Raw genomic sequence first — 24457 nt, 5'->3', positions numbered from 1 at the left:
GAAGGCTTGTTGACTGTTCTGCCTGTCGAAATCCTGATCGCACCTACACGAGACTCACCGAAAGGTAAAACAAAATGAACTGGTTAACACAACTGGACACAGAGCATACTCTCTTCGCAGTGGCTGATGAGTGCATTGAGAATACATCAGAAAGCTACTACCTGATCATTGCCGAGCAAAAGCAGGAATCCCATCCGGACGATTAAGTCCCGGAATGTAGAAAGGCCGCCATTGTGCGGCTTTTCTGTGCATAAGCTTTGTTAATAATTGCTATTTATTGAAAAAATATCATATATAACTGAGTTGAATTGGTCATCACTTGTCGGTTCAAACAGAATAGTGTCAGGCTTGAGCTGTCGGGTTTTTTGCTGAAATCGGGCGGTTTGTCTCAAGAATAACAGCGTGTAGAAGGAAGGCGTATGGCTGATCGTATTCAGATCGGAGGTTTGCAGGTAGCGGCCCCTATCCACAATCTTTTGGTTGAAGCTATCGAGGGCACTGGAGTGACTCCAGAGGCCTTCTGGTCAGGTTTTGAGCGTGTTTTGGATGAGTGCGTCGTTGAAAACAGGGCTCTGCTGCAGAGGCGAGAAGCTCTGCAAAATCAAATTGATCAGTGGCACAAAGAGCATAAGCAGCAGCCACATGATCCTTCTGCCTATAAACAGTTTTTGTTGGAAATTGGATATCTACAATCTGAAGGCGGAGACTTTGAGATTGCGACGGAAAATGTTGATACAGAAATTGCATCTCAGGCCGGACCTCAGCTGGTTGTTCCAGTGATGAATGCTCGTTTTGCCCTGAATGCAGCGAACGCCCGTTGGGGAAGCCTTTACGACGCGCTGTATGGTACCGATGCTATTCCGGAAAATGATGGTGCTGAACGCGGCAAGGCCTACAACCCCGTCCGGGGGCAGAAGGTCATTGCTTTTGGTAAGGCGTTGCTTAATCAGGCGGCACCTCTGGTCAAAGGAAATCATTCCGAGGTAACTGGTTATGCTATTAAGGAAGGCGAGTTGGCACTTTCTCTGGGAGATGGTAGTGTCACGGCGCTGGCTCAGCCTGAAAAGTTTGTTGGCTACACAGGGAGTGAAAATGATCCCGGCAGCGTTCTGATCAAAAACAATGGCCTCCATATTGAGATTCAAATTGACCGTCGATCCCCAATTGGGGTGACCGATGCTGCTGGGGTGAAAGATCTGGTGGTAGAAGCAGCTCTTACAACCATCATGGATTGTGAAGATTCCGTGGCTGCCGTAGATGCCGAGGATAAAGCACTGGTTTATCGGAACTGGCTCGGATTAATGAAAGCTGACTTGCAGGAAACGTTTGTTAAAGGTGACAAAACCTTAACTCGCAAGCTGGTGGCTGATCGCAACTATACATCCCCTGCAGGTGAAGCGTTTTCTCTGCACGGTCGGAGCCTGATGTTTGTTCGAAATGTCGGACACCTGATGACCACTGATGCCATTCTGGATCATCAGGGGAATGAGATTCCGGAAGGCATTATGGACGGCATGTTCACTTCACTGATTGCCATACACGATCTTAAAAAGCAGAAAGGTATCAGAAACTCTCGCACGGGCAGTGTTTATATTGTTAAGCCAAAAATGCACGGACCTGAAGAGGTAGTCTTCACCAATAGGTTGTTTGGTAAGATTGAGGAGGTTTTGGGTCTGAGGGAGAATACCCTGAAAGTTGGTATAATGGACGAGGAACGTCGTACTTCTGTTAATCTCAAAGCTTGTATCCGGGCTGCCAGAGATCGCGTAGTCTTTATTAATACAGGCTTCCTTGATCGTACCGGAGATGAAATTCACACCAGTATGGAAGCTGGTCCAATGATTCCAAAAGGTGAGATGAAGCAGTCTGCCTGGATCAATGCCTACGAGGATCAAAATGTTGAAGTAGGTCTTGATTGTGGTCTGGCCGGTCGAGCCCAGATTGGTAAAGGTATGTGGGCTATGCCGGATGAAATGGCCAAGATGCTGGCGACTAAAATCGGACATCCCCAGTCAGGAGCGAATACGGCCTGGGTGCCTTCACCTAATGCCGCGACGCTGCACGCAACACACTATCATTCCGTATCTGTCATTGAAGTTCAGGAGTCTATAGCTGAGCGTCAGAGAGCGAGTCTGGATGATCTTCTGACTATACCTCTGCTGCAGGACAGGTCTTCTCTGACAGAAGATAGGATTCAGCAGGAGCTGGACAACAATGCCCAGGGTATTCTCGGTTATGTCGTTCGTTGGGTAGATCAGGGTGTGGGTTGTTCAAAAGTGCCAGATATCCATGATGTAGGCTTGATGGAAGATCGTGCAACACTGCGCATTTCCAGTCAGCATATGGCTAACTGGATGAGGCATGGTGTTTGCTCTGAGGAGCAGGTAATGGATGCCTTGAGGCGAATGGCTAAAGTAGTCGATGAGCAGAATGCCGGGGATCCTGAGTACTGCCCTATGGCTGTCGATTATGATGCCAGTGTCGCTTTTAAAGCGGCGTGCGAGCTGGTCTTGAAAGGTTGTCAGCAGCCCAATGGTTACACTGAACCGGTGCTGCATGCGAGAAGGCGTGAGTTTAAAGCCGCTGCAAAATGAAATAGCTGAACGGTTATCAACAAGGCCCTCAACTGAGGGCTTTGTTGATTTGAAACAGTCTGCTTCACTTCGCTATCGTCAGATCAGATTGCTTTGGCTTGAGTGGCTGCGTTACCCAAATAGTTGCCAGGTGTCAGCTTCTTCAGTTCTGCTTTTACCTCAGTTGGCATGTCCAGCTCATCAATAAAGGTTTCCAGAGTCGTCCGGGTGATACCGTCCTGACCACGAGTCAGAGCCTTGAGTTTTTCGTAAGGCTGGTCGATGCCATAGCGGCGCATGACGGTCTGGATAGGTTCTGCCAGAACTTCCCAGGCATTATCCAGGTCTTCATTCAGACGGTCGGCATTGGCCTGAAGCTTGCCAATACCTTTCAGAGTGGAAGCGTAGGCAATCAGGCTGTAACCCAGGCCGGCCCCCAGGTTGCGCAGAACGGTTGAGTCTGTCAGGTCACGCTGCCAGCGGGAAACAGGCAGTTTCATTGCCAGATGCTGCATGACGGCATTAGCAATGCCCAGGTTGCCTTCAGAGTTTTCAAAGTCAATTGGATTGACTTTGTGGGGCATAGTAGAAGAGCCTACTTCGCCGGCCACGGTTTTCTGCTTGAAGTATCCCAGAGAGATGTACCCCCAAATGTCACGATCAAAATCGATCAGGACGGTGTTAAAGCGACAAATGGCATCAAAAAGTTCAGCGATGTAGTCGTGAGGCTCAATCTGGGTGGTATAGGGGTTCCATTCCAGGCCCAGGCTGGTGACAAACTTTTCAGCATGATGCTGCCAGTCAACTTCAGGGTAGGCGGACAGGTGAGCATTGTAGTTACCTACGGCGCCGTTGATTTTGCCCAGTGGGGTGATCCGGATTATTTGCTGAACCTGACGGCGTAGACGGTAGGCTACGTTTGCCATCTCTTTGCCAAGCGTAGTGGGAGAGGCTGTTTGTCCGTGGGTGCGGGACAGCATCGGTTGATCGCTATGCTGATAAGCAAGGTTTTCGATTTCTTTGATGATTTGTTGCATCGGCGGCAGTACCGCTTGTTCCATGCCGGTCTTCAGCATCAGTCCGTGGGACAGGTTGTTGATGTCCTCGGAAGTGCAGGCAAAGTGAACAAACTCACTGATAGCAGACAATTCGTTGTCATCTTGTACCTTTTCTTTGATCAGATACTCAACGGCTTTAACATCATGGTTGGTGGTGCGCTCAATTTCCTTGACGCGCTGGGCATCTTCAAGGGAAAAGTTGTCGATCAACTGGTCCAGGAGGGCGCTAGCTTCGTTGGAAAGCGCCGGAACTTCACAGATTTCGGGGTGACTGGCCAGTGCCTGTAACCATTTAACTTCAACAGTTACCCGGAAGCGGATCAGGCCATACTCACTGAAAATGCTTCTCAGGCTTTGGGTTTTGTCCCCATAGCGACCGTCGACGGGGGAAACAGCAGTCAGTGCAGACAGCTCCATGTTTAACATGCCTTATGCTCGTAGAAAGGGCGCATCATAACGGAAAACCGCCAACGATGCAGGGTGGATGATTCGGTTATAGCTGATTCAAGCCATTCAATAGTTTTTTTCTGCTGAATAATAACTGCCAACGGCTACCACCTGTCTGGCGCCACAGGATGGCTGACCGTATCCCGGCAAATAAAATGGCGCGTATCTTGTCAGCATTGCCAGGGTTTTGCAGGTGTTGGATATCGCCTGAAACCTGTACTCTTGTTTTAAAAGTACTGATGGTATCGAGATAAATACTGGCAAGGTTGGCAATTACATTCTCATGAAGGATGCCAAAGTGGTTGGCCTGTTCCTTGCAGCGCTCCAGGCGCTGGGAAATCTTACTCAGCATATTGCGATTGCGGGAAAGTTTGCGTTCGAGGTGTATCAGGGTCAGTGCGTAGCGGACGGTGTCGGCCTGGATTGCGTCGGCCTGACGCTGGAGGACGTCGTTTAGAATTTTTCTGCCAGCGAGTAGACTCTGGTAGCCATTGAAGACATCTTCGACACGGTCAGGAGTGGTGACAAACAGGCTGCCAATCAGCGGCTCCAGCGACTCTTGACTGATTTGCCCGCTTTTGGCCAGACGTTCTACAAGGCCAGCAGCCTGGAAAATGGCTGAGAGGGCAGCTGCCTGTTCCTTTGTTGTGTATTGCACCTGAGTTTCTCTACCTTATGCGTGCTTTCTCTATCCGGAAGGTCGCCTGCTCCCGGATTTGGAGAGTTGAATTCGTAGAACCGATTGATGGCTTATTGAATGTGGGCTTCACTCAGAGAGTGGTGCCTGGTTTCAATGACTCCGCCGCCCAGACAAATATCATTTTGGTAAAAAACGACAGATTGTCCCGGGGTAACTGCTCTTTGGGGTTTGTCAAAAATCACAAAATATCTTCCGTCTGTCTTTTGCTCAAGGCGGCAGGCCTGGTCCTGCTGGCGATAGCGGATTTTGGCGGTTAACCTGGCTGGCAGTTCGGGCGCTGAACCTGCGATCCAAAATATTTCACAAGCAGTCAGGGCTTCTGAAAACAGCATGGGGTGATTATTGCCCTGTGCAACGATTAGCCGATTGTTCTCAAGGTCTTTATCAACGACATACCAGGGGGATTCTGAAGCGCCTTTCAGTCCACCAATGCCAAGGCCCTGTCTTTGGCCAATGGTATGGTACATCAAGCCCAAATGCTCGCCAATTATTTCACCCTGATCGGTCGCAATGCTACCTGGCTGAGCCGGAAGGTATTGTTTCAGGAAGTCACGGAAGCGGCGTTCACCAATAAAGCAGATGCCGGTACTGTCTTTCTTGTTGTGGGTGGTTAGACCGTGTTTTTCTGCAATGCGGCGAACTTCAGGCTTTGCTATTTCTCCCACTGGGAACAGGGTTCTGGCCAGCTGTTTGCTGCCAACCTGATGCAGGAAATAGCTTTGGTCTTTGTTGGTGTCAAGACCCTTTTTTAGACAAGCCTGACCATTAGTGCTGTCGCTGCGAGCGTAGTGGCCCATGGCGATATAGTCAGCTTCCAGTGTCTGGGCATAATCCAGAAAAGCCTTGAACTTTATCTCCTTGTTGCAGAGGATGTCAGGGTTAGGGGTACGTCCGGCCTTGTATTCCTGCAAGAAGTGCTCGAAGACGTTGTCCCAGTACTCAGCAGCGAAATTAGCTTTATGGAGTTTAATGCCGATTCTGTCACAAACGGCTTGAGCATCTTCCAGATCGGTCATGGCTGTACAGTATTCAGTGCCGTCATCTTCCTCCCAGTTTTTCATGAACAGGCCTTCTACCTGGTAACCCTGCTCTTTGAGCAGAAGTGCAGATACGGATGAGTCTACACCACCGGACATGCCCACGATTACACGGGTGTCCTTGAAGCTTTTTTCAGAAAAATTGGTACAAGTGTCTATCATGGTTACTGTATGGCTGGATCAGGAAGCCGGGCATTGTACCTGTCCGGCAAATTCACTTCTATAGAGTCTTTCGATGCGCAAACAGAAGATTGTGTAGCAAAACTACATTTATTCCTTACGCTCATTGGTATATCTTATAGGCGATAACGTCAAAAGCGTTACGGGGCTGTGCAAATAAAGTGATAAATAGTGGTCGTCAAACTCCACTTAAACCCCTCCGCAGAGGCACCACAGCCAGTTGTTTTTTGGAGATAACATGACAACAGATACAACCAGAATTATTTACACTATTACCGACGAAGCTCCCGCCTTAGCCACCTATTCACTGCTCCCAATCATCAAGGCTTTTACCCGAGCCGCTGGCGTAGCTGTTGAAACCAAAGATATTTCACTGGCTGGTCGAATCATTGCTAATTTTCCTGAGAAGCTGAGTTCAGAACAAAAACAGAGTGATGCCCTGTCTGAGCTGGGTGAACTGGCCAAGGTGCCTCAGGCAAACATCATCAAGTTGCCAAATATCAGTGCTTCTATTCCGCAACTTACGGGCGCGATCAAAGAGCTTCAGGAGCACGGTTATGACATTCCGAATTTTCCTGTAGAGCCTGGGAATGCTGAACAAGAAGCGATCAAAGCTCGCTACGCTAAGGTGCTTGGTAGTGCGGTAAACCCGGTTCTCCGTGAAGGGAATTCAGATCGCCGTGTTGCAGCTCCTGTCAAAGAGTATGCGAAGAATAACCCTCATTCTATGGGTGTCTGGTCTGCTGATTCTAAATCTCACGTTGCTCACATGCAAAGCGGTGACTTCTACTCCAGTGAACAGTCAGCTGTTATGCCCGAGGCAACAGATGTAAGAATAGAATTTGTTGGCGAGGACGGCTCTGTTTCTGTACTGAAACCGGTCACGAGCCTGCTGGCTGGTGAAGTTATTGACAGTGCTCTCATGAGTGTGAAGGCTTTGAGAGCATTCTATGAATCTTCTGCTCAGGAAGCTAAAGAGCAGGATATTCTTCTGTCACTGCACCTCAAAGCCACCATGATGAAGGTTTCTGACCCGATCATGTTTGGTCATGCAGTCACAGTCTTCTTTAAAGATGTGTTTGAGAAGCACGCTACCTTATTTTCAGAGCTGGGTGTTGATCCAGACAACGGTCTCGGTGACGTTTATGCCAAGATTGCCAAACTACCTGCTGACCAACAGGAAGAAGTAAAAGCGGATATTCAGGCTGTCTACAACACCCGTCCTGAGTTGGCAATGGTAGATTCCGATAAGGGTATCACTAACCTGCACGTACCGAACGATGTCATTATCGATGCGTCTATGCCTGCCGCCTTGCGCTCTTCAGGTCAGATGTGGGGTCCCGATGGCAAGCTGCATGACACTAAAGCCATGATTCCTGATCGTTGCTATGCAGCCATCTATCAGGAGGTCATCGATTTCTGTAAGAAAAACGGTGCTTTCGATGTTGCCACCATGGGCAATGTTTCCAACGTAGGTCTGATGGCTCAGAGAGCAGAAGAATACGGTTCTCATGACAAAACCTTTAAGGCGCCTGCAAACGGCATTATCCGTGTTGTAGAAGAGTCCGGCAGCACAGTGTTTGAGCACAATGTTGAAGAGGGTGACATCTGGAGAATGTGTCAGACCAAAGATGCGCCGATTCGCGATTGGGTCAAGCTGGCTGTTAACCGTGCCCGAGCAACAGGTGCTTTGACTCTGTTCTGGTTGGACCAAAACCGTGCTCACGACGCCAACCTGATTGCCAAGGTTAACGAATACTTGAAGTTTCACGATACTAAGGGCTTGGATATCCGTATTCTGTCTCCGGTAGAGGCTTGCCGCCTCAGCATGGAAACTATTCAGGCGGGTAAAGATGCCATTTCCGTAACCGGTAACGTTTTGCGAGATTACCTGACCGACCTGTTCCCGATCCTGGAGCTGGGGACCAGCGCCAAAATGCTCTCTATCGTACCTCTGCTGGCTGGCGGTGGTCTTTTCGAGACCGGTGCTGGCGGTTCTGCGCCCAAGCACGTCCAACAGTTTGTTAAAGAGAATCACCTGCGTTGGGACTCTTTGGGCGAATTTCTGGCTATCGCTGTATCGCTTGAAGACATTGCGGTTAAAACCGGAAATATCAGGGCCCAGATCTTGGCTGACACATTGAACGCTGCAATTGGTCAATATCTGGATGCTGACAAGTCACCTTCGAGAAAAGTGAAAGAGCTGGACAACCGCGGAAGTCATTTTTACCTGGCTCAGTTCTGGGCAGAAGCACTAGAGGCGCAGGAGGCGGATCAGGATCTCAGCAGTAAGTTTTCCGTTCTGGCAAAAGAGCTTGTTGAGAAAGAAGAGCAGATTGTCTCAGAACTGACAGCTTGCCAGGGTGGTGCTGTTGATCTGGGTGGCTACTATGAACCGGCTCCAGCTAAAGTCACTGAAGCCATGCGTCCAAGCGCTACCTTTAATGCAGCAATTGATGGTCTGATTTAGTTTTTGATCTTCTTTCTGTGCATAAAAAATGGCTGCAGACTTTCACTGTGGTCATTTTTTTGCCTGTCAGATCAACTGATTATTTTTCTGATTCTTTGTCTGTTTTATTTCGGCTGTCAGTCGATGGTATTAACGAAGTCAATAGCTTTTGAGATGACGATTGAAGTAAATAGTTTTTCTTTGCTCTCAGCGTGTTTAGAATGGAGGTCAGGGCGTTGTGCTTTTGACGTTTGTACGTCTCGACACCTGGTTACAGGCGGTCCAGAGCCTGGTTAATTAAGCTGTAAATTCACCTGGAAGCGAGTGCAATGCAGCAGATAGCAGTTCATCAATACATGAGTAATTTTGAGTGGCTTCGTCTAAGCTTAGAAAATGAAGGGACAGAGCAGGAAGGCGATCATGATGTCGCACTGGCACCAGCTAAAGCCAGAGTCAAACCGCCCGCTATGTATCAGGTACTGCTCTTGAATGATGATTTTACACCGATGGATTTTGTGGTTGAGGTCCTGGAGAAATTTTTCAGCATGAATAGTGAACAGGCGACACAGGTCATGCTGATGGTTCATACGCAAGGCAAGGCTGTATGTGGATTATTCAGCAAGGATGTGGCTGAAACCAAAGCCCGGCAAGTCAACGAGTACTCCAGAGAATTCCAGCATCCCCTGTTGTGCAAAACAATTAAGGCCGATTAGTGTTCTCAGGGTAATATCATATGCTCAATAAAGACCTCGAACTGACTCTTAACAGTGCTTTTCGTGATGTAAGAAGCAAGCGGCATGAATTCATGACCGTAGAACATCTGCTCCTAGCACTGCTTGATAATGAATCCGCATCCCGAGTATTGTTAGCTTGCGGTGTGCAGACCGAAAAGCTGCGTAAGGAGTTGATTGAGTTTGTTGATTCAACAACCCCATTAATACCTGCCAATGATACAGAGCGAGAAACCCAACCCACTCTCGGTTTTCAGAGAGTTCTGCAACGAGCTGTTTTTCATGTGCAAAGTTCAGGAAAAAAAGAAGTCACTGGTGCTAATGTTCTGGTCGCAATATTCAGTGAGCAGGAGAGTCAGGCAGTTTATTTTCTGAAGCAGCAGGACGTTGCCCGAATAGATGTCGTGAATTATATCGCTCACGGTATTTCCAAAATGCCTGGTAATGAGCTGGAAGAATTGGGTGGTGAACTCATGGAGGAAAACACCGACCCCGAATCTGCCGGAAAAGACCCGCTTAAGAATTATGCTACCAACCTGAATGAGCAGGCACGTCTGGGTAAGATCGATCCGCTGGTAGGTCGTGCAGAAGAGGTTGAGCGTGTTTCCCAGATATTGACACGCCGTCGTAAAAATAATCCTCTACTGGTTGGCGAAGCTGGTGTTGGTAAGACAGCCGTTGCTGAAGGTCTGGCAAAAAGAATAGTGGACGGAGAAGTGCCTGAAGTGCTCTCCAGAGCGGTGGTTTATTCCCTGGATCTCGGCTCCTTGTTGGCGGGAACCAAGTACCGTGGTGATTTTGAAAAGCGATTCAAAAAGCTGCTCAGCGAACTTAAAAAGCTCGATAACGCCATTCTCTTTATTGATGAGATTCACACCATTATCGGTGCAGGTGCTGCATCCGGTGGTGTTATGGATGCTTCTAATCTCTTAAAGCCGCTTCTGACTTCCGGTGATCTTCGTTGCATTGGTTCAACGACATTTCAGGAGTTCCGGGGTATTTTCGAAAAGGATCGTGCTCTGGCCCGTCGCTTCCAGAAAGTGGATATCAGTGAACCGAGTGTTGAAGATACCATCGATATTCTCCGCGGCCTCAAGAGCCGCTTTGAAGAGCATCACACTATTGAATACAAGGATGATGCTTTGAAAGCCGCAGCAGAGTTGGCCAATCGTTATATCAACGATCGTCATATGCCTGATAAAGCAATTGATGTTATTGATGAGGCTGGAGCTTACCAACGTCTGTTACCAGAAGAAGAGCGCAAGAAGATCATTGAGGTGGGCGATGTCGAAAGTATTGTTGCCAAGATTGCCCGGATTCCGCCTAAATCTGTCTCTTCTTCTGACAAAGAGTTGCTCTCCAAGCTTGAAAGGAATCTCAAGATGGTGGTCTTCGGTCAGGATGAAGCAATTGTTTCTCTTTCAACCGCGATTAAATTGTCACGTGCTGGTTTGAAGGCACCTGATAAACCGGTAGGGGCTTTCCTGTTCTCTGGGCCGACAGGTGTAGGTAAAACAGAAGTTTGTCGTCAGCTGGCCAAGTCCATGGGGGTTGAGCTGGTTCGTTTTGATATGTCGGAGTATATGGAAGCTCATACAGTATCAAGGCTGATTGGTGCTCCCCCGGGTTATGTCGGGTACGATCAGGGTGGTCTTTTGACAGAAGCGATCAATAAGACACCTCATTGTGTTCTGTTGCTCGATGAAATTGAGAAGGGGCATCCGGATGTGTTTAACCTGCTTCTGCAGGTGATGGATCATGGTACCCTGACAGACAACAATGGTCGTAAAGCTGACTTTAGAAATGTTATCCTGATTATGACGACCAATGCCGGTGCTGAAACCATGACTCGCAGTTCTATTGGTTTCACTGAGCAGGATCATACGACAGATGGTATGGAAGCTATCAAGAAAACCTTTACACCGGAATTCAGGAATCGCCTTGACTCTATCATTCCCTTTGACTCACTGACCGAAGATACCATCAAGCATGTTGTTGATAAGTTCCTGACAGAGCTTCAGGCACAGCTTGATGAAAGAATGGTTCAGATTGATGTTGATGATGAGGCACGTGAGTGGCTGGCAGAAAAAGGTTATGACCGCGCGATGGGTGCTCGTCCGATGGGGCGTGTTATCCAGGAGCACCTCAAGAAGCCCCTGGCGGAACAGATCCTTTTTGGCAAACTGTCTGAGAACGGTGGTTTTGTTCGCGTGACTGTCAAGAAAGGAAGCCTATTCCTGAAGTTCGAACCCGCTAAAAGCCTGGCTTCGGATCTTGAAGTAGTGGATGGTGAGCAGGGCTGAAAAATGCCAGGAGAGGGACAGGGGTGAGGGGCCCCTGTCAGCGGGAACGGTAGGTGATGCGGCCTTTGGTCAGGTCATAAGGGGTTAGCTCAACTTTGACCTTGTCACCTGTCAGAATACGGATGTAGTTTTTACGCATTTTGCCTGAAATATGCGCGGTCACAACGTGGCCGTTTTCCAGTTCTACACGGAACATGGTGTTAGGCAGGGTGTCGATGACAGTGCCTTCCATTTCAAGACTTTCTTCTTTCGCCATTTAAAGTTTGACCTCGGGAATAGAGCGTTGGCTGAATAAATCTGGCAGCATTCTGCCTGAAAACCAACTTTAAAGCAAAGTGAACCCGCTTTTATCCATCTAAATTTATTCTCAGTGTGGGGTGGGCCAACTACTTCAGAGTAACCCAGTGGTTGTTAACATAGACTTCCAGAGGGCGGTATTGAATTTTGTAACTCATTTTTTTGCAGTTTTTGATCCAATAACCCAGGTGAAGGTGCTTAAGGCCCAACTTTTTGGTTTCTTCTATCTGCCAGAGAATACAGTAACTGCCCAGACTTCTGTTTTGGCTGACTTCAGGATCATAGAAGGTATAAATAGCAGAGAGTCCATTCGACAGCTCGTCGGTGACAGCAACAGCCACCAGTTTTTCGTCCAGCCAGAATTTGTAGTAGCAACAAAATTCAGGACAACCTACGAGGAAGGACTGAAACTGTTCCATAGAGGGAGGGTACATGTCGCCATCGCGATGCTGTATGGCGATGTATTTTTTGTAAAGCTGATAGGTTTCATCATCGTATTCGGCTTCGGATCGAGTGACTACGATATCCTGATTTTTTCTGATCAGCTTTTTGTGCTTGCGTTTCGGGTCAAACAGATTAACGACGACTCTGGCCGGAATGCAGGCATTGCAGCCTTGGCAGTGAGGCCTGTATACGTGACGACCACTTCTTCGAAACCCAATGTCGGCCAGGTGTCGGTAGAGTGCCGGATCCAGATCTTTGTCGGGATCCATAAATAATGTTATAGCCTGCTTGTCCTCCAGGTAGCTGCAGTTGTGTGGCTGGGTTGCGTAGAATTTAATATCTTTAAGTGCGCTCATCAGCTTCGGCCGTCCATTGCCCTATCTATTTCCAGTGTGCACTGGTTGCGGGCGTTCGGCAACCGTCTTTCAATGCATTGAGAAATGCATCCCGGCTGATCATTCTTGCACCCAGAGACTCCAGATGGGGGCTGTATACCTGGCAATCGATCAGATGGAAGTTTCTAATCAGTAATTCTTTGCATAGCATAATCATTGCAAGCTTTGAGGTGTTGGTTTTGAAACTGAACATGGATTCGCCAAAGAATACTTTGTCAATTGCGACACCATACAGTCCGCCCGCTAACTTATCGCCTGACCAGACTTCCACCGAATGGGCCAAACCTTCTCTAAAAAGCGTTGTGTAGGCTTCTTTCATTTCTTCGATGATCCATGTGCCTTCCTGGTTGTTTCGCGGAGACGAGCAGGCCGTCATCACCTCACTGAAGGCTTCATCAAAGCTGACTCGATAAGGGTGCTTTTTCAGAAAACGTTTCATTGAGCGGCTGATGTGCAGCTGGTCTGGATAAAGTACCATTCTCGGGTTGGGAGACCACCAGAGAATGGGTTCGCCTTCGTTGAACCACGGAAATATACCCTTCATGTAAGCTTCAGCCAGTGTTTCAGGTGCAAGGTTACCTCCCATCGCCAGGAGACCATCAGGGTAATCCAGAGCCTCATGAACGGCAGGGAATTGAGGTTTATCGGGATCAAGTAGAGGAATCGTTTTGTGCATTATTTCAATAATCGGGTTAAAAAATAGACTAGATTTTCGGCTATTCAACGGATCGGTACGGTAATCTCAGTCTTTGATGGGTGTATTCACTAATGGGCGCTCGTTCTCTCAGAGATTATTTTCATATACTCCTTACCTCTCATCAACAGGAGATAGCTGTGACCCAGCTTGTTGAATTATCCCCTCAACCCATTTGGCGACACTTTCAAGCGCTTTGCAAGATTCCCCGCCCCTCCCGGCATGAAGATGCTGTTCGTGCCTATGTAAAGCAGTTTGGTGAGAGTCTTGGTCTGGATAGTCTGGTAGATGAAGTGGGCAACGTGATCATCCGCAAGCCAGCGACTCAGGGCATGGAAAATCGCCGTGGAGTAGTTCTCCAAAGTCACTTGGATATGGTGCCTCAAAAAAACGCAGATACGGAACATGATTTTACCAGAGATCCTATCGAGGCATACGTCGATGGCGACTGGGTTACTGCAGAAGGAACCACTCTGGGGGCGGATAATGGTATTGGTGTTGCGGCCGCTCTGGCAGTGCTAGAGTCGACGGATATTCCTCATGGTCCAATTGAAGCTCTCTTTACGGTTGATGAAGAGAGTGGTATGACCGGTGCTCACGGCCTGCAGCCCGGCTTGATGAAGGGTGAGATCATGCTGAACATGGACTCTGAAGACGAAGGAGAGCTCTATGTTGGCTGCGCTGGCGGTGTCGATGTTTCTGTTTCTCACAGCTATCGGGAAGAGCACCTGGAAGAAGGCTACAGCAGTTTCAGTCTTTCTCTGAGAGGCCTGAAAGGCGGTCACTCTGGCGTTGATATTAAACTGCAGCGAGGTAATGCTAACAAACTGATGGTGAGGCTACTGAAAGCGTTATCTGAAGTAGGTGCCAGAGTGGCATGCTACTCCGGCGGTACGCTCAGAAATGCAATCCCGAGAGAAGCCTTTGTGCAGCTGGCTATCCCTTCAGACAGTTGCGAAGAAGCGGTCCGTATTGTTGATGAGTGCCTGAGTGTATTCAGTGCAGAACTGGCAGAAGTAGAGTCAAATCTGAGTCTTATTATGCAAGCGTCAGAACCTGTTCAGAAGGTAATGACCCGGGCGGAACAGAGTCAGTTGTTGAATACCCTGCATGTCTCTCCAGATGGTGTTCACCGAATGAGTCTGAGTGTGGAAGGTGTGGTGGAAACGTCAAATAATCTGGCGATCATCAAGATAAAAGATGGCCAGATTACCGTTGAAAATATGGTGCGAAGCCTGATTGACAGTGCCAGGGAAGAACATGCCGAGAGCATTGCCGGTTTATACCGGTTAATGGGGGCTGAAGTCAAAAAGCAGGGGGCTTACCCGGGATGGAAGCCTAATAACGAATCCGCTATTTTGAAAACTATGGTGGACATTCATGAGCAGCTTTTCGGCTACGAGCCTGAGATTAAAGTAATTCATGCTGGCCTGGAGTGTGGACTGCTGGGCAGTGCCTATCCAAACTGGGATATGATTTCATTTGGTCCAACCATTCGGTTTCCTCATTCACCGGACGAAAAAGTCCATATTCCGGCGGTTGAAAATTTCTGGAACTACCTGATAAAAACACTGGAAGCCGTGCCAGAGGCCTGATTGACCCATAATGCCATCAGAATGAGCAAATAAACTGGCAGTATTGTAAAAAATTGTGTAGATTGCTCTTTCCTATGAGGGGTAAGTGTAATAAACTTGCCCCCGTCTAAAGTCAGTCTGCTTTTGCCAGCCATTGAATGAAGAACAATTGATCTCATTATCAAATATTCCCCATACATGTGTGGATGCCCTGCGCTGGCAAGGGCTGCTTCCTATTGTCATCACTTCAAACTCTTTCCGGAGGTAGGTAATTAATATGGGTACCCTGAGCGCGGGAGGCCGTTTCTTTAAAAATGAAGAACTGGACGTTATTGAGCAACAGCGCCTGCAAGCTCTCCTTGAAATCACTGATCAGCACGATAAAGAAGTGACTCAGCTGAAGTCACGTCTTGATGCGGCTGAGCAGAAGGCTGAAAAGCTGAATAAGCAAGTCAAGAGCGCTGATAACGAGCTGAAAACGCTGCGAGCCAGCAATCCTGATCGCATGAAGAAACAGATCAAACGTCTGCAGGAGCAGAATCGAACTCTGACCACAGAGAATGGGACACTGAAAACCAAGCAAAAGCAGCTCACTCAGCAGCTCAATGCCAGTAAGCAGGAACTGGAACAGCTCCAGGCTGAAAAGGTTGATCAGGAAGAAAGCGAAGAGGCTTGATAAAAGGCTCTTTATTAGTTGCAGCAGGCTGTGCAGCGTATGGATATGAGGCTCACACGCCATAAGGCAGTTATGTCTTGAACAGATATATACTGTATAGCCCTTGCTGGTTCCCACATTTACTCATACGGTTGTCATTTCCTTCCGTAGAGGATTCGATCAAAGTCCAAAATTCATTTATTCTTCTGTGGTTAGCACTATAAACTCCGTTTTATCATCAGTGTGCTTTTTCGCCATGAGCATTCGGTTGAACAATAAACCATCAAGAGGGCAATTTATGAGTAACTGGTCATTGTGTCAGTACGAAGGCATTGATCACCTTGAGAAATCCTATACCTTCAAAAAATATTCAAGGTCTCTCTGTTTTCTAAACGCCGTTGCTGGACTGGCGGAATCCTACGTGCATCATCCGAGAATGGTGGTTGAGTGGGGCAAAGTAACGGTTGCATGGGGTACTCATGAGTCTGATGAAGGTTCAGGAGTATTGGCCAGAGATCGCCATCTTGCCCAGGAAACGGACCGATTATTCGAGCTTTTGCAGGTCAAACAGATATCGGACGATATCCGGTTATAAGTACTTCTGGATAGACAGCTTGAACCAGAAACATTGACGTGCTTTATAATCGCCGGAGATGGTCTTTAACTAATAGCTACCTGACACCGCTTCTGTTGAATGTCATGTTCAGCATTACGACGATGAGCATTTTGAGCTATTCTTGCAGGCTTGGATTGGAGCGTAAGCGCCATGCACAGGGAATTGTTGTATGAATCGAGTAGCCCGTATCAGACAATAACAAAAAAGCCGTTAATGCCTCTGAATTTTTGATTCAGCCTCGCGTTGTCAGCAAAGGGCTAATCTTGTTCTCTGTCAAGAAAAGATGCTATCCCTGATATTGAGGTACTAACTGTATTAAATGAATTGATTTGTAGAAAAAGGCAACATCCCGAGCTTCAAAACTAAACACTACCTGCGATCGTTCAACAAGGTATTGAAAAGTTTCTTCTGAGTAATAACAGGCATAGGTAGGTTCATTCTTGTATTGCCATCGGGAAAAGGCTTCCTTATCAATCATCAGTTTGGTCATGAATGCCAGTATTTCACCGGGCTTGATCATACTCCAGAGTTTGGACAGCCAGGCAGCGGGTTGATGGATGTGCTCTATGACTTCAGTCGCCGTAATAAGGTCGTATGTTTTCTCCAAAACTCTCTCATCCGGGAACACGAGATCATACAAAGCCATAGGCCAACCGGCTTCAGCCATAATCAAAGAAAGTGTGGGGCCCGGGCCCGCAGCCAAAGTCCAGCCCCCGCGCTGGATGATATGTGAGTACTCAGAGCACCTGAAATAGTCTCTATGTTTATCTGGCAAGGTCATGGGGTATGGTATTGCACAGTGGGCATTGACTGTTTTCAGGTGTTGCAAATAGTGTATTAACCACTTTCGTGACTGCCTTCAGCGAATTTGGAAATTGGCACCCAGCCCATTTGTTTCTGTTGGTTTTCTACCCAGGCCCAAGCATTAATCTCGCGAACGATTATCAAGTCTTCTCCCATGCTCACACTGAGCTCTCTCGCTGTGTAGTCTTCCAGAGCCATTCCCTGTTTCTGGTTCAAACGTCTTATCAGGGGCAAGGGAGCCCAACCCTCTTTACCTGAGGTGGCAGTGACCCAGATCCATCCGGGAAATTCATTATCACTTTTACCCAAGGTCAAATGGTCGCCTTTACTGAAAGTCACTGGGTCTGGGTAGCATGCCTTATAATCTTCAATAACCTTGACTGTTTTCATAGCTCAGCTTTTAGAGGACAGTTCTTTCATACCCTCTTCCAGACCCTTGATCGTCAGAGGAAACATTCTGCCCTCGAACTGTTCATGGATGATCTTTGTAGAATGGGTGAAAGGCCAGCTGTCTTTATTGATCGGGTTCAACCAGATAGCGTTGTCAAAATGATCCAGAACACGCTGCATCCAGTTGTGCCCCGGTTCATCATTCCAGTGTTCAACGCTCCCGCCTGGTGAGGTGATTTCATAGGGTGACATCTGGGCATCACCCACAAAAATTACTTTGTAGTCTTTGCCAAAGCGATGAACGATGTCCCAAATTTCGGTCTTTTCAGTTTGTCGACGAACGTTGTTTTTCCAGACCCACTCATAGAGATAGTTATGGAAGTAGAAAAACTCCATATGCTTGAATTCAGAGCGGGCACAGGCAAACAGAGCTTCACAGTCTTTGACGTGAGCATCCATCGAACCACCGATGTCCATAAAAAGCAGTACTTTTGCTGAATTGCGTCTTTGCGGAACCATTTTAATGTCCAGCAACCCTTTATTAGCCGTGGATCGAATGGTAGCTTCAAGGTCCAGCTGATCAGGAACACCCTGTCGTGCAAACTTTCTGAGCCTGCGCAGCGCCATTTTCATATTGCGATTGCCCAGTCTTTCGTCGTCATCCAGATTCTGAAACTCCCGTTTGTCCCAGACTTTGGTGGCGCTCTGGTTTCTGCTCTCGTGTTGCCCTATGCGAACCCCCATTGGGTTGTTGCCGTAAGCACCAAAAGGGGAGGTGCCGCCGGTACCTATCCATTTATTCCCCCCGGCATGACGTTCTTTTTGCTCTTGCAGACGCTTCTTCAGTGTCTCCATTAGTTCTTCAAGACTGCCAAGGGCCTTGAGTTTTTCCCGCTCTTCTTCGCTGAGTTGATTGATGAATTCTTTTCTGAGCCACTCTTCCGGTATGGTGGCTTCAAGCAAGTCTTCAACACTCTCGATACCGTCGAAAAAAGCTTTGCAGGCTTTATCGAAGCGATCATAGTGACGTTCATCCTTTACCAGTATGGCCCTGGACAGTTGATAGAAAGCTTCGGTATCCGCAAACACCACATGGGCCTGCATCGCCCTGAGCAGGTCAAGATATTCCCGGGTACTGGCCGGGACACCAAAGGCGCGAACTGTATCGAAAAAGTGAGTCAGCATCGGTTCACCTTATCGACGGGTCATAAAGGCGAGTCGTTCCAGTAGTTGAACATCCTGTTCGTTTTTAACCAGAGCTCCATAGAGTGGTGGTATAGCGCTGCGAGTGTCACGGTTTCTGAGTACATCGGCAGGTATGTCGTCAGAGTTAAGTAACTTGAGCCAGTCAATTAGCTCAGAGGTAGAAGGTTTTTTCTTCAGGCCGGGGATATCCCTTAATTCAAAGAACATCTGCAGAGCTTCGGAAACCAGACCTTGCTTCAGAGTGGGGAAGTGAACATCGACAATCTGCTTCATGGTGCCCGGATCAGGGAAGCGGATATAGTGGAAGAAACAACGTCTCAGAAACGCATCCGGCAGTTCTTTTTCATTGTTACTGGTGATGATCACGATGGGGCGTTGTCGGGCCTTGACGGTTTTTCGGGTCTCGTAAACAAAGAACTCCATCTTATCGAGTTCCTGAAGCAGATCGTTGGGAAACTCAATATCAGCCTTGTCGATTTCATCAATGAGCAGAACCACCTGTTCATTGGCTTCAAAGGCTTCCCACAATTTACCTTTGACAATGTAATTACTGATGTCGTGTACTTTTTCATCACCCAGCTGGGAGTCACGCAGTCTCGAAACCGCATCGTATTCATACAATCCCTGTTGAGCCTTGGTGGTAGACTTGATGTTCCATTGCAGCAGTCGTTTTCCCAGGGATTCTGCCACTTCTTCTGCGAGCATGGTTTTTCCGGTTCCGGGTTCGCCCTTGATCAGCAGAGGACGTTGCAGGGCAATGGCGGCATTCACAGCGGTTTTCAGTTCACTGGTTGCGATATAACTGTCGGTAGAATCGAATTTCATGATCACAATCGGATTTCTTGATGTTAGAGTTCTGTCAGCACTCTAACGAGGTTTGTAGCTGCTGTGAATACTTATTTTATATTTTGTCTGATCGGCGATGGCATCGATCAAGGATCTCTCTGTCCTTTGAGAGAACGACAGATTTAGGACATTGCTGATTTTTTCTGTCAGACTGTTTGCTGGATTGATCATACTTTTCAGGTGAAGGAGCGACTAAATGGGTTTTGAGTTTACAGCCATTGCACTGGTAGTTCTGATCGCTGTGCTGATTGGTACTGGTGTCAGAATGGTTCCACAGGGCTTTCATTACACTGTAGAACGTTTCGGTAAGTACACCCGAACACTTTCTCCCGGTCTGCACGTCATAGTGCCTATCGTTGATAGGGTTGGTAAGAAAATCAATATGATGGAGCAGGTTCTTGATATACCTTCACAGGAAATTATCTCTTCCGATAATGCTCAGGTAACGACAGACGCCGTTTGCTTTTACCAGGTGCAGGATGCCGTTCGTGCGTCCTATGAGGTCAATGAACTCTATCGGGCGATGCAAAATCTGGTGATGACAAACATTCGTGCTGTTCTCGGGTCTATGGAACTGGATGAGATGCTGTCCAACCGTGACCGTATCAACAACATGCTGCTGGTCAAGGTTGATGAAGCCACCAGTCCCTGGGGGGTGAAAGTGACTCGAATCGAGATTCGGGATATTGCTCCTCCGGGTGATCTTGTGGAGTCGATGGCTCGCCAGATGAAAGCGGAGCGTGAGAAAAGGGCTCAAATACTCGAAGCAGAGGGCAGCCGGGAAGCTGCTATTAAGGTCGCAGAGGGTGAAAAGCAGGCTCAGATTCTGCAAGCAGAAGGAGAACTGGAAGCAGCCAAGAGAGAAGCTGAAGCCAGAGAAAGACTGGCGGAGGCGGAAGCACGGGCAACTGAGGTGGTTTCCCAGGCTATTACTAACGGGGACGCCCGGGCTATTAATTATTTTGTTGCGCAAAAATACGTGGATGCATTGCAATCTGTTGCTGCTGCGGAGAACAGCAAGACCATCATGATGCCGCTTGAAGCTGGTAATGTGATTGGTTCGCTGGCGGGTATTAAAGAACTCGTGGACGACTTGAAGAAAACACCCTGAGAGGATCTGATTGATCAATGAACTTTCTGAACACTCTTCAACCCTGGCACTGGCTGATCGTTATGTTTCTGTGCCTGGGGCTGGAAGCTCTTGGGGCAGGTGGCTTCCTTCTGGGCAGTGCTGCAGCGGCTTTATTATTGGCAGCGATAGTATGGCAGCTACCTGAAACAAGCTGGGCCTGGCAGTTGGTCTGGTTTGCACTGGGCAGCCTGGTCTTTACAGTGGCTTACTGGAAGTTTTTCCGCCGGGTGAATGAAAAAAGTGATTACCCTCAGCTGAACCAGCGTTCTGCCCAATTGATCGGTCGGGTGCTGGTTCTGGAAAATGACCTGCCAGGCGGACAAGGGAAGATCCGGATAGGTGATACCCTTTGGTCCGTGAAAGCGCCCGGAGATCTTGAGAAAGGCTGCTCAGTGATCGTCACCGGCACAGAGGGGATGACACTTCTGATCGATAGACGTAGCTGAACATGGAGGACAGGCATTGGGAATGCTGAAGACAAGCCTGCATTTTATTAGTCAGAATCTGATGAAGTTGAGCTGGCTAGCTCTGCTTGTTCTTTTGCTACTGCTATTTCTTGGCAGCTGGTTGTTAATGTTTCTGTCCGGAGAAGCCGAACTGAGTGCTCCGGAGACCTGGTTTTATTATTTTGTGACAACGGCGACTACGGTGGGTTATGGTGATTTCAGCCCACAGACATCGGGCGGAAAAATGGTTGCTTCACTCTTGGTCATGCCGGGCGGCTTAGTGGTTTTTGCCGGTTTTCTCGGCAAACTGTCTTCATTTTTTGTTGAACTATGGAGAAAGGACATGAAGGGGAAAGGCGATTATTCAACATTGACCGGGCATATCGTGATTCTGGGCTGGCATCCCGAAAGGACAGCCAAAATGATTAAACTAATTTTTGGGGATATCCGCAGAGAAGACCGTAAGGTGGTACTCTGTGCCACAGAAGAAATGGATAACCCTTTTCCTGATCAGGTGTTGTTCATTCAGGGTAAGAGTTTGAGTGATTATGAGCTGCTCAGCCGGGCAGGAGTGACCGCCGCCGACCGGGTCATCATCTACCGTTCCAACGATGACAAGACACTGACTAGTTGTCTGACCGTGACGGCACTGACCAAATCCGCCCATATCGTGGCCTGGTTCGAACGGGAACATATGGTAAAACTGCTCAAGTCCCATTGTCCGCAAGTGGAATGCCATACCAGTGTTTCCATGGAAATGCTGGTGCGATCAGCCCAGGACCCTGGTTCATCTCGCATCCAAGGACAGTTGCTGTCAACACTGATTGGTCCGACACAATACAGTGTTAAAGTCCCTGAAGACTTTGGTGGAGTGAGTTTCAATCGATTGCTGGAATTTATGAAGAAACAGCATGAAGCTATTGTTCTGGGAGTCGCTGAAACGGCTACCGGTGATGATCTGGTTCTTAACCCCAATGGTGAACAGCGAGTCAGGGCAGGTCAACTGGTGTATTACATGTCGGCACAGAGAATTCGCTCCGGAGAAGTTCGCTGGAGCGATATTCATGAATAAATCCCTATCCGTATCCGTGATGGGGAGATCCGGGTCATTGATTCACTCATGGTGGTAATGAACCTGGCCTTTCCGGAACGCAATGAACTCTCCGGATTTCATAATGTTCCAGTTCTCGTTGGTGGTCAGGGGTTCGGTGGCGACTACGGTGACAACATCGTTTTTTGTTGTCACCTGCTTAAAATCAACACTCAACGTATCATCCTTCAAAGTCGCTTTTTCAAAAGGCGCCTTCCGGGTGATCCAGCTTAGTTTGGTTGAGCAGAAACAATAAAGGTGTTTTGAATCCGTTAACAACATATTGAACACTCCCAGCTCTCTTAGTTCCAGTGCCAGCTTGTGGATATAGCGATGCAGTGTTGCAGCCCGGGCAGGGGGGCTGGGAAAGCGTTCCCTGAGCTTGCACATTAGCCAACAAAAGGCATATTCGCTGTCAGTGGTGCCTACGGGACGGTAATAGCAAAGCGGTTTTTTCTTGATGCCTTTAAGCTGGCCATTATGAGCAAAGGTCCAGTTTCGTCCCCAGAACTCCCGGGTAAAAGGGTGGGTGTTTTCCAGAGCAACCCGTCCGGCATTCGCCTGACGGATATGGCTGATCACAATATCGCTCTTGATCGGATAATTCCTGACCAGCCTGGCAATTTCTGACTTACAGCTGGGATGGGGGTCTCGAAATTCACGGACCCCCGCTCCCTCATAAAAGACGATACCCCAGCCATCACTGTGGGGACCGGTGCGTCCACCTCTCTGCATCAAACCACTGAAACTGAAGCAGATATCGGTTGGTGTATTGGCACTCATGCCCAGCAGTTCACACATTTCAACGGTCCGTTCTTATTGTTTCTTCGCACTTTCCGTCCCAGGGGGCACGAAATTTGATCAACAGGTGGGTTCCTGCCTTTTGGATTGTTTCCGGTTGCCAGAAGGCTCTGGTGCTTGTTCATTTGTTTTCTTGTCTTTACCTGTTTTTTTTACCGGCAGAATAATGGCAACCAGAGCCGCCGACCCAGCGGTGATCGCAGTGATCAGTCCTGCTCTGGTCATGGTTTCAAAGCCGTGGGTCATGCCATCGTATACCATCGTCAACAGTGCAGGAGAAAGCAGATCGGAACCTCTGGTTAACCACCAGGGTGTATAAAGCAGGACGGCGGTTGTTAAACATAATAAACGCCTGAAGCGGACCGGCAGTCTTCCCGTAATCATAATCAGGGACACCAGACAACCCGTTGCACCTGCCAGGTAGGCTGCCCAGCCTAGTATAAATTGTGAACTTGTCATCCTTTCTCCTATTGGCGATGGCACCGGGTAAAGCCCAAGCTGGAATGAAAAAAGCCGATAAGAAAAATTCAGGTGGTTGATCCTGAGGTGCCGGCCGATAAAACTGAAACATTAGTCTATATTAATGCTGGTGTTAACCAGTGAACGCTGAGCCCGAAGCAGTCATAGAGTCTCAAGTTGAGGCCACTTTAACATATGTTTTCGGCATTTTGATCTTTTCCGGGCCAGAGGCTGGTGTTGATTTCGCTGTCATGACCATCGGGATGCATTAGACAAACTGTCTTATCGAATGACAACAATAACCCAACAGGATGGACACTATGGTCAATCTATCTGGGATTGCCTCCTGGTTTGACTGGCTGGCTCTCCTCTCGCTGATTTTACTCTGGGTAGGGTATACCGTTTTTGCCTATCGCAAAGGACAAGCGACGTCCTGCCTGGCCAGCGTGCTGGCACTCTACAGAAGGGACTGGATGTACCGATTGCTTGGCAGGGATAATCGAATAGCCGATGCGAGTCTTCTCGCGAGTCTTCGGGCATCTGTCAGCTTCTTTGCTTCCACCAGTATTCTGGTCATGGCGGGTCTGGTCACCGGCATTGCAGCATCAGAAGAAGCTGTAGGTGTTCTGTCGAGTATGCCTTTTGTGTCGACCAATACCCGTGAGCTATGGGAACTCAAGGTATTGGTGATGCTGATTATATTCGTATACACCTTTTTCGAGTTCACATGGAGTCTCAGACTATACAACTTTACTTGTGTTCTCATGGGGAGTGCTCCCCTGATGCAGGATATCAGTGGTAATAAAACGGAACAGAAAGTATTTGCGGACAAGGCGGGTTTTATTATGACGCTGGCGGCCAACCACTTTAACTATGGTTTGCGTGCCTACTATTTCTCTTTGGCCACACTGTCCTGGTTTATTCACCCGTCTCTTTTTGTTATCAGTACGGTTATGGTGGTGGTCATTCTCTATCGTAGGGAGTTCCATTCCAAAGTGCTCGATGCGCTGTCCGTCAACGAAAAGGAGTCGTAAACGAAAAGGAGCAGGGACTTAGATTAATATTCAAAAAAATCCATAATTCTGTCTTGAAATCAAAAAACCTGTCCCCACATTAATTTCAAAGTAATT

The 24457-nt window shown here is 48.1% G+C and carries 24 protein-coding genes; 12 read left to right on the top strand and 12 right to left on the bottom strand.

What is annotated here, in order from left to right; all coding sequences use genetic code 11:
• The first annotated feature begins 74 nt into the window (after nt 1-74).
• Together KDK18_RS10540 and KDK18_RS10535 are read left to right on the top strand one after the other, a co-directional pair.
• Nucleotides 75-206 (top strand): hypothetical protein, encoded by a 132-nt coding sequence (locus KDK18_RS10540; RefSeq protein ID WP_257254857.1) that lies wholly within the window; start codon nt 75-77, stop codon nt 204-206.
• Between the two features lie 213 nt (nt 207-419).
• A complete protein-coding gene (locus KDK18_RS10535; RefSeq protein WP_257254856.1) occupies nt 420-2594 on the top strand; it encodes a malate synthase G in 2175 nt (724 codons plus the stop codon).
• A gap of 83 nt (nt 2595-2677) precedes the next feature.
• Here the strand turns inward: KDK18_RS10535 and purB are convergent, their stop codons facing one another.
• The 3 genes from purB to mnmA form a co-directional block, all read right to left on the bottom strand.
• On the bottom strand, nt 2678-4048 hold the full coding sequence (purB, locus tag KDK18_RS10530) for an adenylosuccinate lyase (protein ID WP_257254855.1): 1371 nt from the start codon (nt 4046-4048) through the stop codon (nt 2678-2680).
• Between the two features lie 76 nt (nt 4049-4124).
• Nucleotides 4125-4736, bottom strand: a complete 612-nt coding sequence (gene hflD, locus KDK18_RS10525; RefSeq protein ID WP_257254854.1) for a high frequency lysogenization protein HflD — start codon at nt 4734-4736, stop codon at nt 4125-4127.
• Between the two features lie 92 nt (nt 4737-4828).
• Nucleotides 4829-5977, bottom strand: coding sequence for a tRNA 2-thiouridine(34) synthase MnmA (mnmA, locus tag KDK18_RS10520; protein ID WP_257254853.1), 1149 nt, complete (start codon nt 5975-5977; stop codon nt 4829-4831).
• 256 nt (nt 5978-6233) lie between these two features.
• Between mnmA and KDK18_RS10515 the strand changes: the two genes are divergently transcribed.
• The 3 genes from KDK18_RS10515 (at nt 6234) to clpA (ending at nt 11478) form a co-directional block, all read left to right on the top strand.
• Nucleotides 6234-8465, top strand: a complete 2232-nt coding sequence (locus tag KDK18_RS10515) for an NADP-dependent isocitrate dehydrogenase (RefSeq protein ID WP_257254852.1) — start codon at nt 6234-6236, stop codon at nt 8463-8465.
• A gap of 308 nt (nt 8466-8773) precedes the next feature.
• Nucleotides 8774-9157 carry an ATP-dependent Clp protease adapter ClpS gene (gene clpS, locus KDK18_RS10510; protein WP_257254851.1) on the top strand — a complete coding sequence of 128 codons (384 nt, stop codon included), beginning with the start codon at nt 8774-8776 and terminating at the stop codon, nt 9155-9157.
• A gap of 20 nt (nt 9158-9177) precedes the next feature.
• Nucleotides 9178-11478 carry an ATP-dependent Clp protease ATP-binding subunit ClpA gene (clpA, locus tag KDK18_RS10505; RefSeq protein ID WP_257254850.1) on the top strand — a complete coding sequence of 767 codons (2301 nt, stop codon included), beginning with the start codon at nt 9178-9180 and terminating at the stop codon, nt 11476-11478.
• Nucleotides 11479-11515: 37 nt separating this feature from the next.
• Here clpA and infA read toward each other — a convergent pair whose 3' ends face one another.
• From infA to aat, 3 genes are all read right to left on the bottom strand, one after another.
• Nucleotides 11516-11734, bottom strand: a complete 219-nt coding sequence (gene infA / locus KDK18_RS10500) for a translation initiation factor IF-1 (RefSeq protein ID WP_252180026.1) — start codon at nt 11732-11734, stop codon at nt 11516-11518.
• 130 nt (nt 11735-11864) lie between these two features.
• Nucleotides 11865-12575 (bottom strand): arginyltransferase, encoded by a 711-nt coding sequence (locus tag KDK18_RS10495; protein ID WP_257254849.1) that lies wholly within the window; start codon nt 12573-12575, stop codon nt 11865-11867.
• Nucleotides 12576-12600: 25 nt separating this feature from the next.
• Nucleotides 12601-13290 (bottom strand): leucyl/phenylalanyl-tRNA--protein transferase, encoded by a 690-nt coding sequence (aat, locus tag KDK18_RS10490; protein ID WP_257254848.1) that lies wholly within the window; start codon nt 13288-13290, stop codon nt 12601-12603.
• Nucleotides 13291-13448: 158 nt separating this feature from the next.
• Here aat and KDK18_RS10485 point away from each other — a divergent pair, with 158 nt between their 5' ends.
• From KDK18_RS10485 to KDK18_RS10475, 3 genes are all read left to right on the top strand, one after another.
• Nucleotides 13449-14903, top strand: coding sequence for an aminoacyl-histidine dipeptidase (locus KDK18_RS10485; RefSeq protein ID WP_257254847.1), 1455 nt, complete (start codon nt 13449-13451; stop codon nt 14901-14903).
• A gap of 256 nt (nt 14904-15159) precedes the next feature.
• Entirely contained in the window at nt 15160-15558 is a 399-nt protein-coding gene (locus KDK18_RS10480; RefSeq protein WP_257254846.1) for a hypothetical protein, read from the top strand.
• 277 nt (nt 15559-15835) lie between these two features.
• Complete coding sequence (locus tag KDK18_RS10475; protein ID WP_257254845.1) at nt 15836-16132, top strand: 4a-hydroxytetrahydrobiopterin dehydratase; 297 nt, start codon at nt 15836-15838, stop codon at nt 16130-16132.
• A 307-nt stretch (nt 16133-16439) separates the two neighbouring features.
• Here the strand turns inward: KDK18_RS10475 and KDK18_RS10470 are convergent, their stop codons facing one another.
• From KDK18_RS10470 to KDK18_RS10455, 4 genes are read right to left on the bottom strand one after another with little or no spacing between them, the layout of a single operon-like run.
• A complete protein-coding gene (locus KDK18_RS10470) occupies nt 16440-16934 on the bottom strand; it encodes a class I SAM-dependent methyltransferase (protein ID WP_257254844.1) in 495 nt (164 codons plus the stop codon).
• A 56-nt stretch (nt 16935-16990) separates the two neighbouring features.
• On the bottom strand, nt 16991-17347 hold the full coding sequence (locus tag KDK18_RS10465; protein WP_257254843.1) for an SH3 domain-containing protein: 357 nt from the start codon (nt 17345-17347) through the stop codon (nt 16991-16993).
• A gap of 3 nt (nt 17348-17350) precedes the next feature.
• Nucleotides 17351-18532: a VWA domain-containing protein gene (locus KDK18_RS10460; protein ID WP_257254842.1), complete on the bottom strand. Its 1182-nt coding sequence runs from the start codon at nt 18530-18532 to the stop codon at nt 17351-17353.
• Between the two features lie 9 nt (nt 18533-18541).
• Complete coding sequence (locus KDK18_RS10455) at nt 18542-19378, bottom strand: MoxR family ATPase (RefSeq protein ID WP_257254841.1); 837 nt, start codon at nt 19376-19378, stop codon at nt 18542-18544.
• A 217-nt stretch (nt 19379-19595) separates the two neighbouring features.
• On the opposite strand from KDK18_RS10455, the gene KDK18_RS10450 reads away from it, so the two are divergent.
• From KDK18_RS10450 to KDK18_RS10440, 3 genes are read left to right on the top strand one after another with little or no spacing between them, the layout of a single operon-like run.
• On the top strand, nt 19596-20510 hold the full coding sequence (locus KDK18_RS10450) for an SPFH domain-containing protein (RefSeq protein WP_257254840.1): 915 nt from the start codon (nt 19596-19598) through the stop codon (nt 20508-20510).
• Nucleotides 20511-20527: 17 nt separating this feature from the next.
• Entirely contained in the window at nt 20528-20977 is a 450-nt protein-coding gene (locus KDK18_RS10445; protein WP_257254839.1) for an NfeD family protein, read from the top strand.
• A 22-nt stretch (nt 20978-20999) separates the two neighbouring features.
• Nucleotides 21000-22049 (top strand): potassium channel family protein, encoded by a 1050-nt coding sequence (locus tag KDK18_RS10440; RefSeq protein WP_257254838.1) that lies wholly within the window; start codon nt 21000-21002, stop codon nt 22047-22049.
• A gap of 42 nt (nt 22050-22091) precedes the next feature.
• Here the strand turns inward: KDK18_RS10440 and KDK18_RS10435 are convergent, their stop codons facing one another.
• Nucleotides 22092-22868 carry a class II glutamine amidotransferase gene (locus KDK18_RS10435; RefSeq protein ID WP_257254837.1) on the bottom strand — a complete coding sequence of 259 codons (777 nt, stop codon included), beginning with the start codon at nt 22866-22868 and terminating at the stop codon, nt 22092-22094.
• 60 nt (nt 22869-22928) lie between these two features.
• Complete coding sequence (locus KDK18_RS10430) at nt 22929-23327, bottom strand: hypothetical protein (protein ID WP_257254836.1); 399 nt, start codon at nt 23325-23327, stop codon at nt 22929-22931.
• A gap of 320 nt (nt 23328-23647) precedes the next feature.
• Here KDK18_RS10430 and KDK18_RS10425 point away from each other — a divergent pair, with 320 nt between their 5' ends.
• Entirely contained in the window at nt 23648-24361 is a 714-nt protein-coding gene (locus KDK18_RS10425; protein WP_257254835.1) for a DUF599 domain-containing protein, read from the top strand.
• Nucleotides 24362-24457: the final 96 nt, after the last annotated feature.

The sequence above is a fragment of the Endozoicomonas sp. SESOKO3 genome, from assembly GCF_024606255.1.
This window is presented reverse-complemented; position numbering and strand designations above follow the sequence as displayed.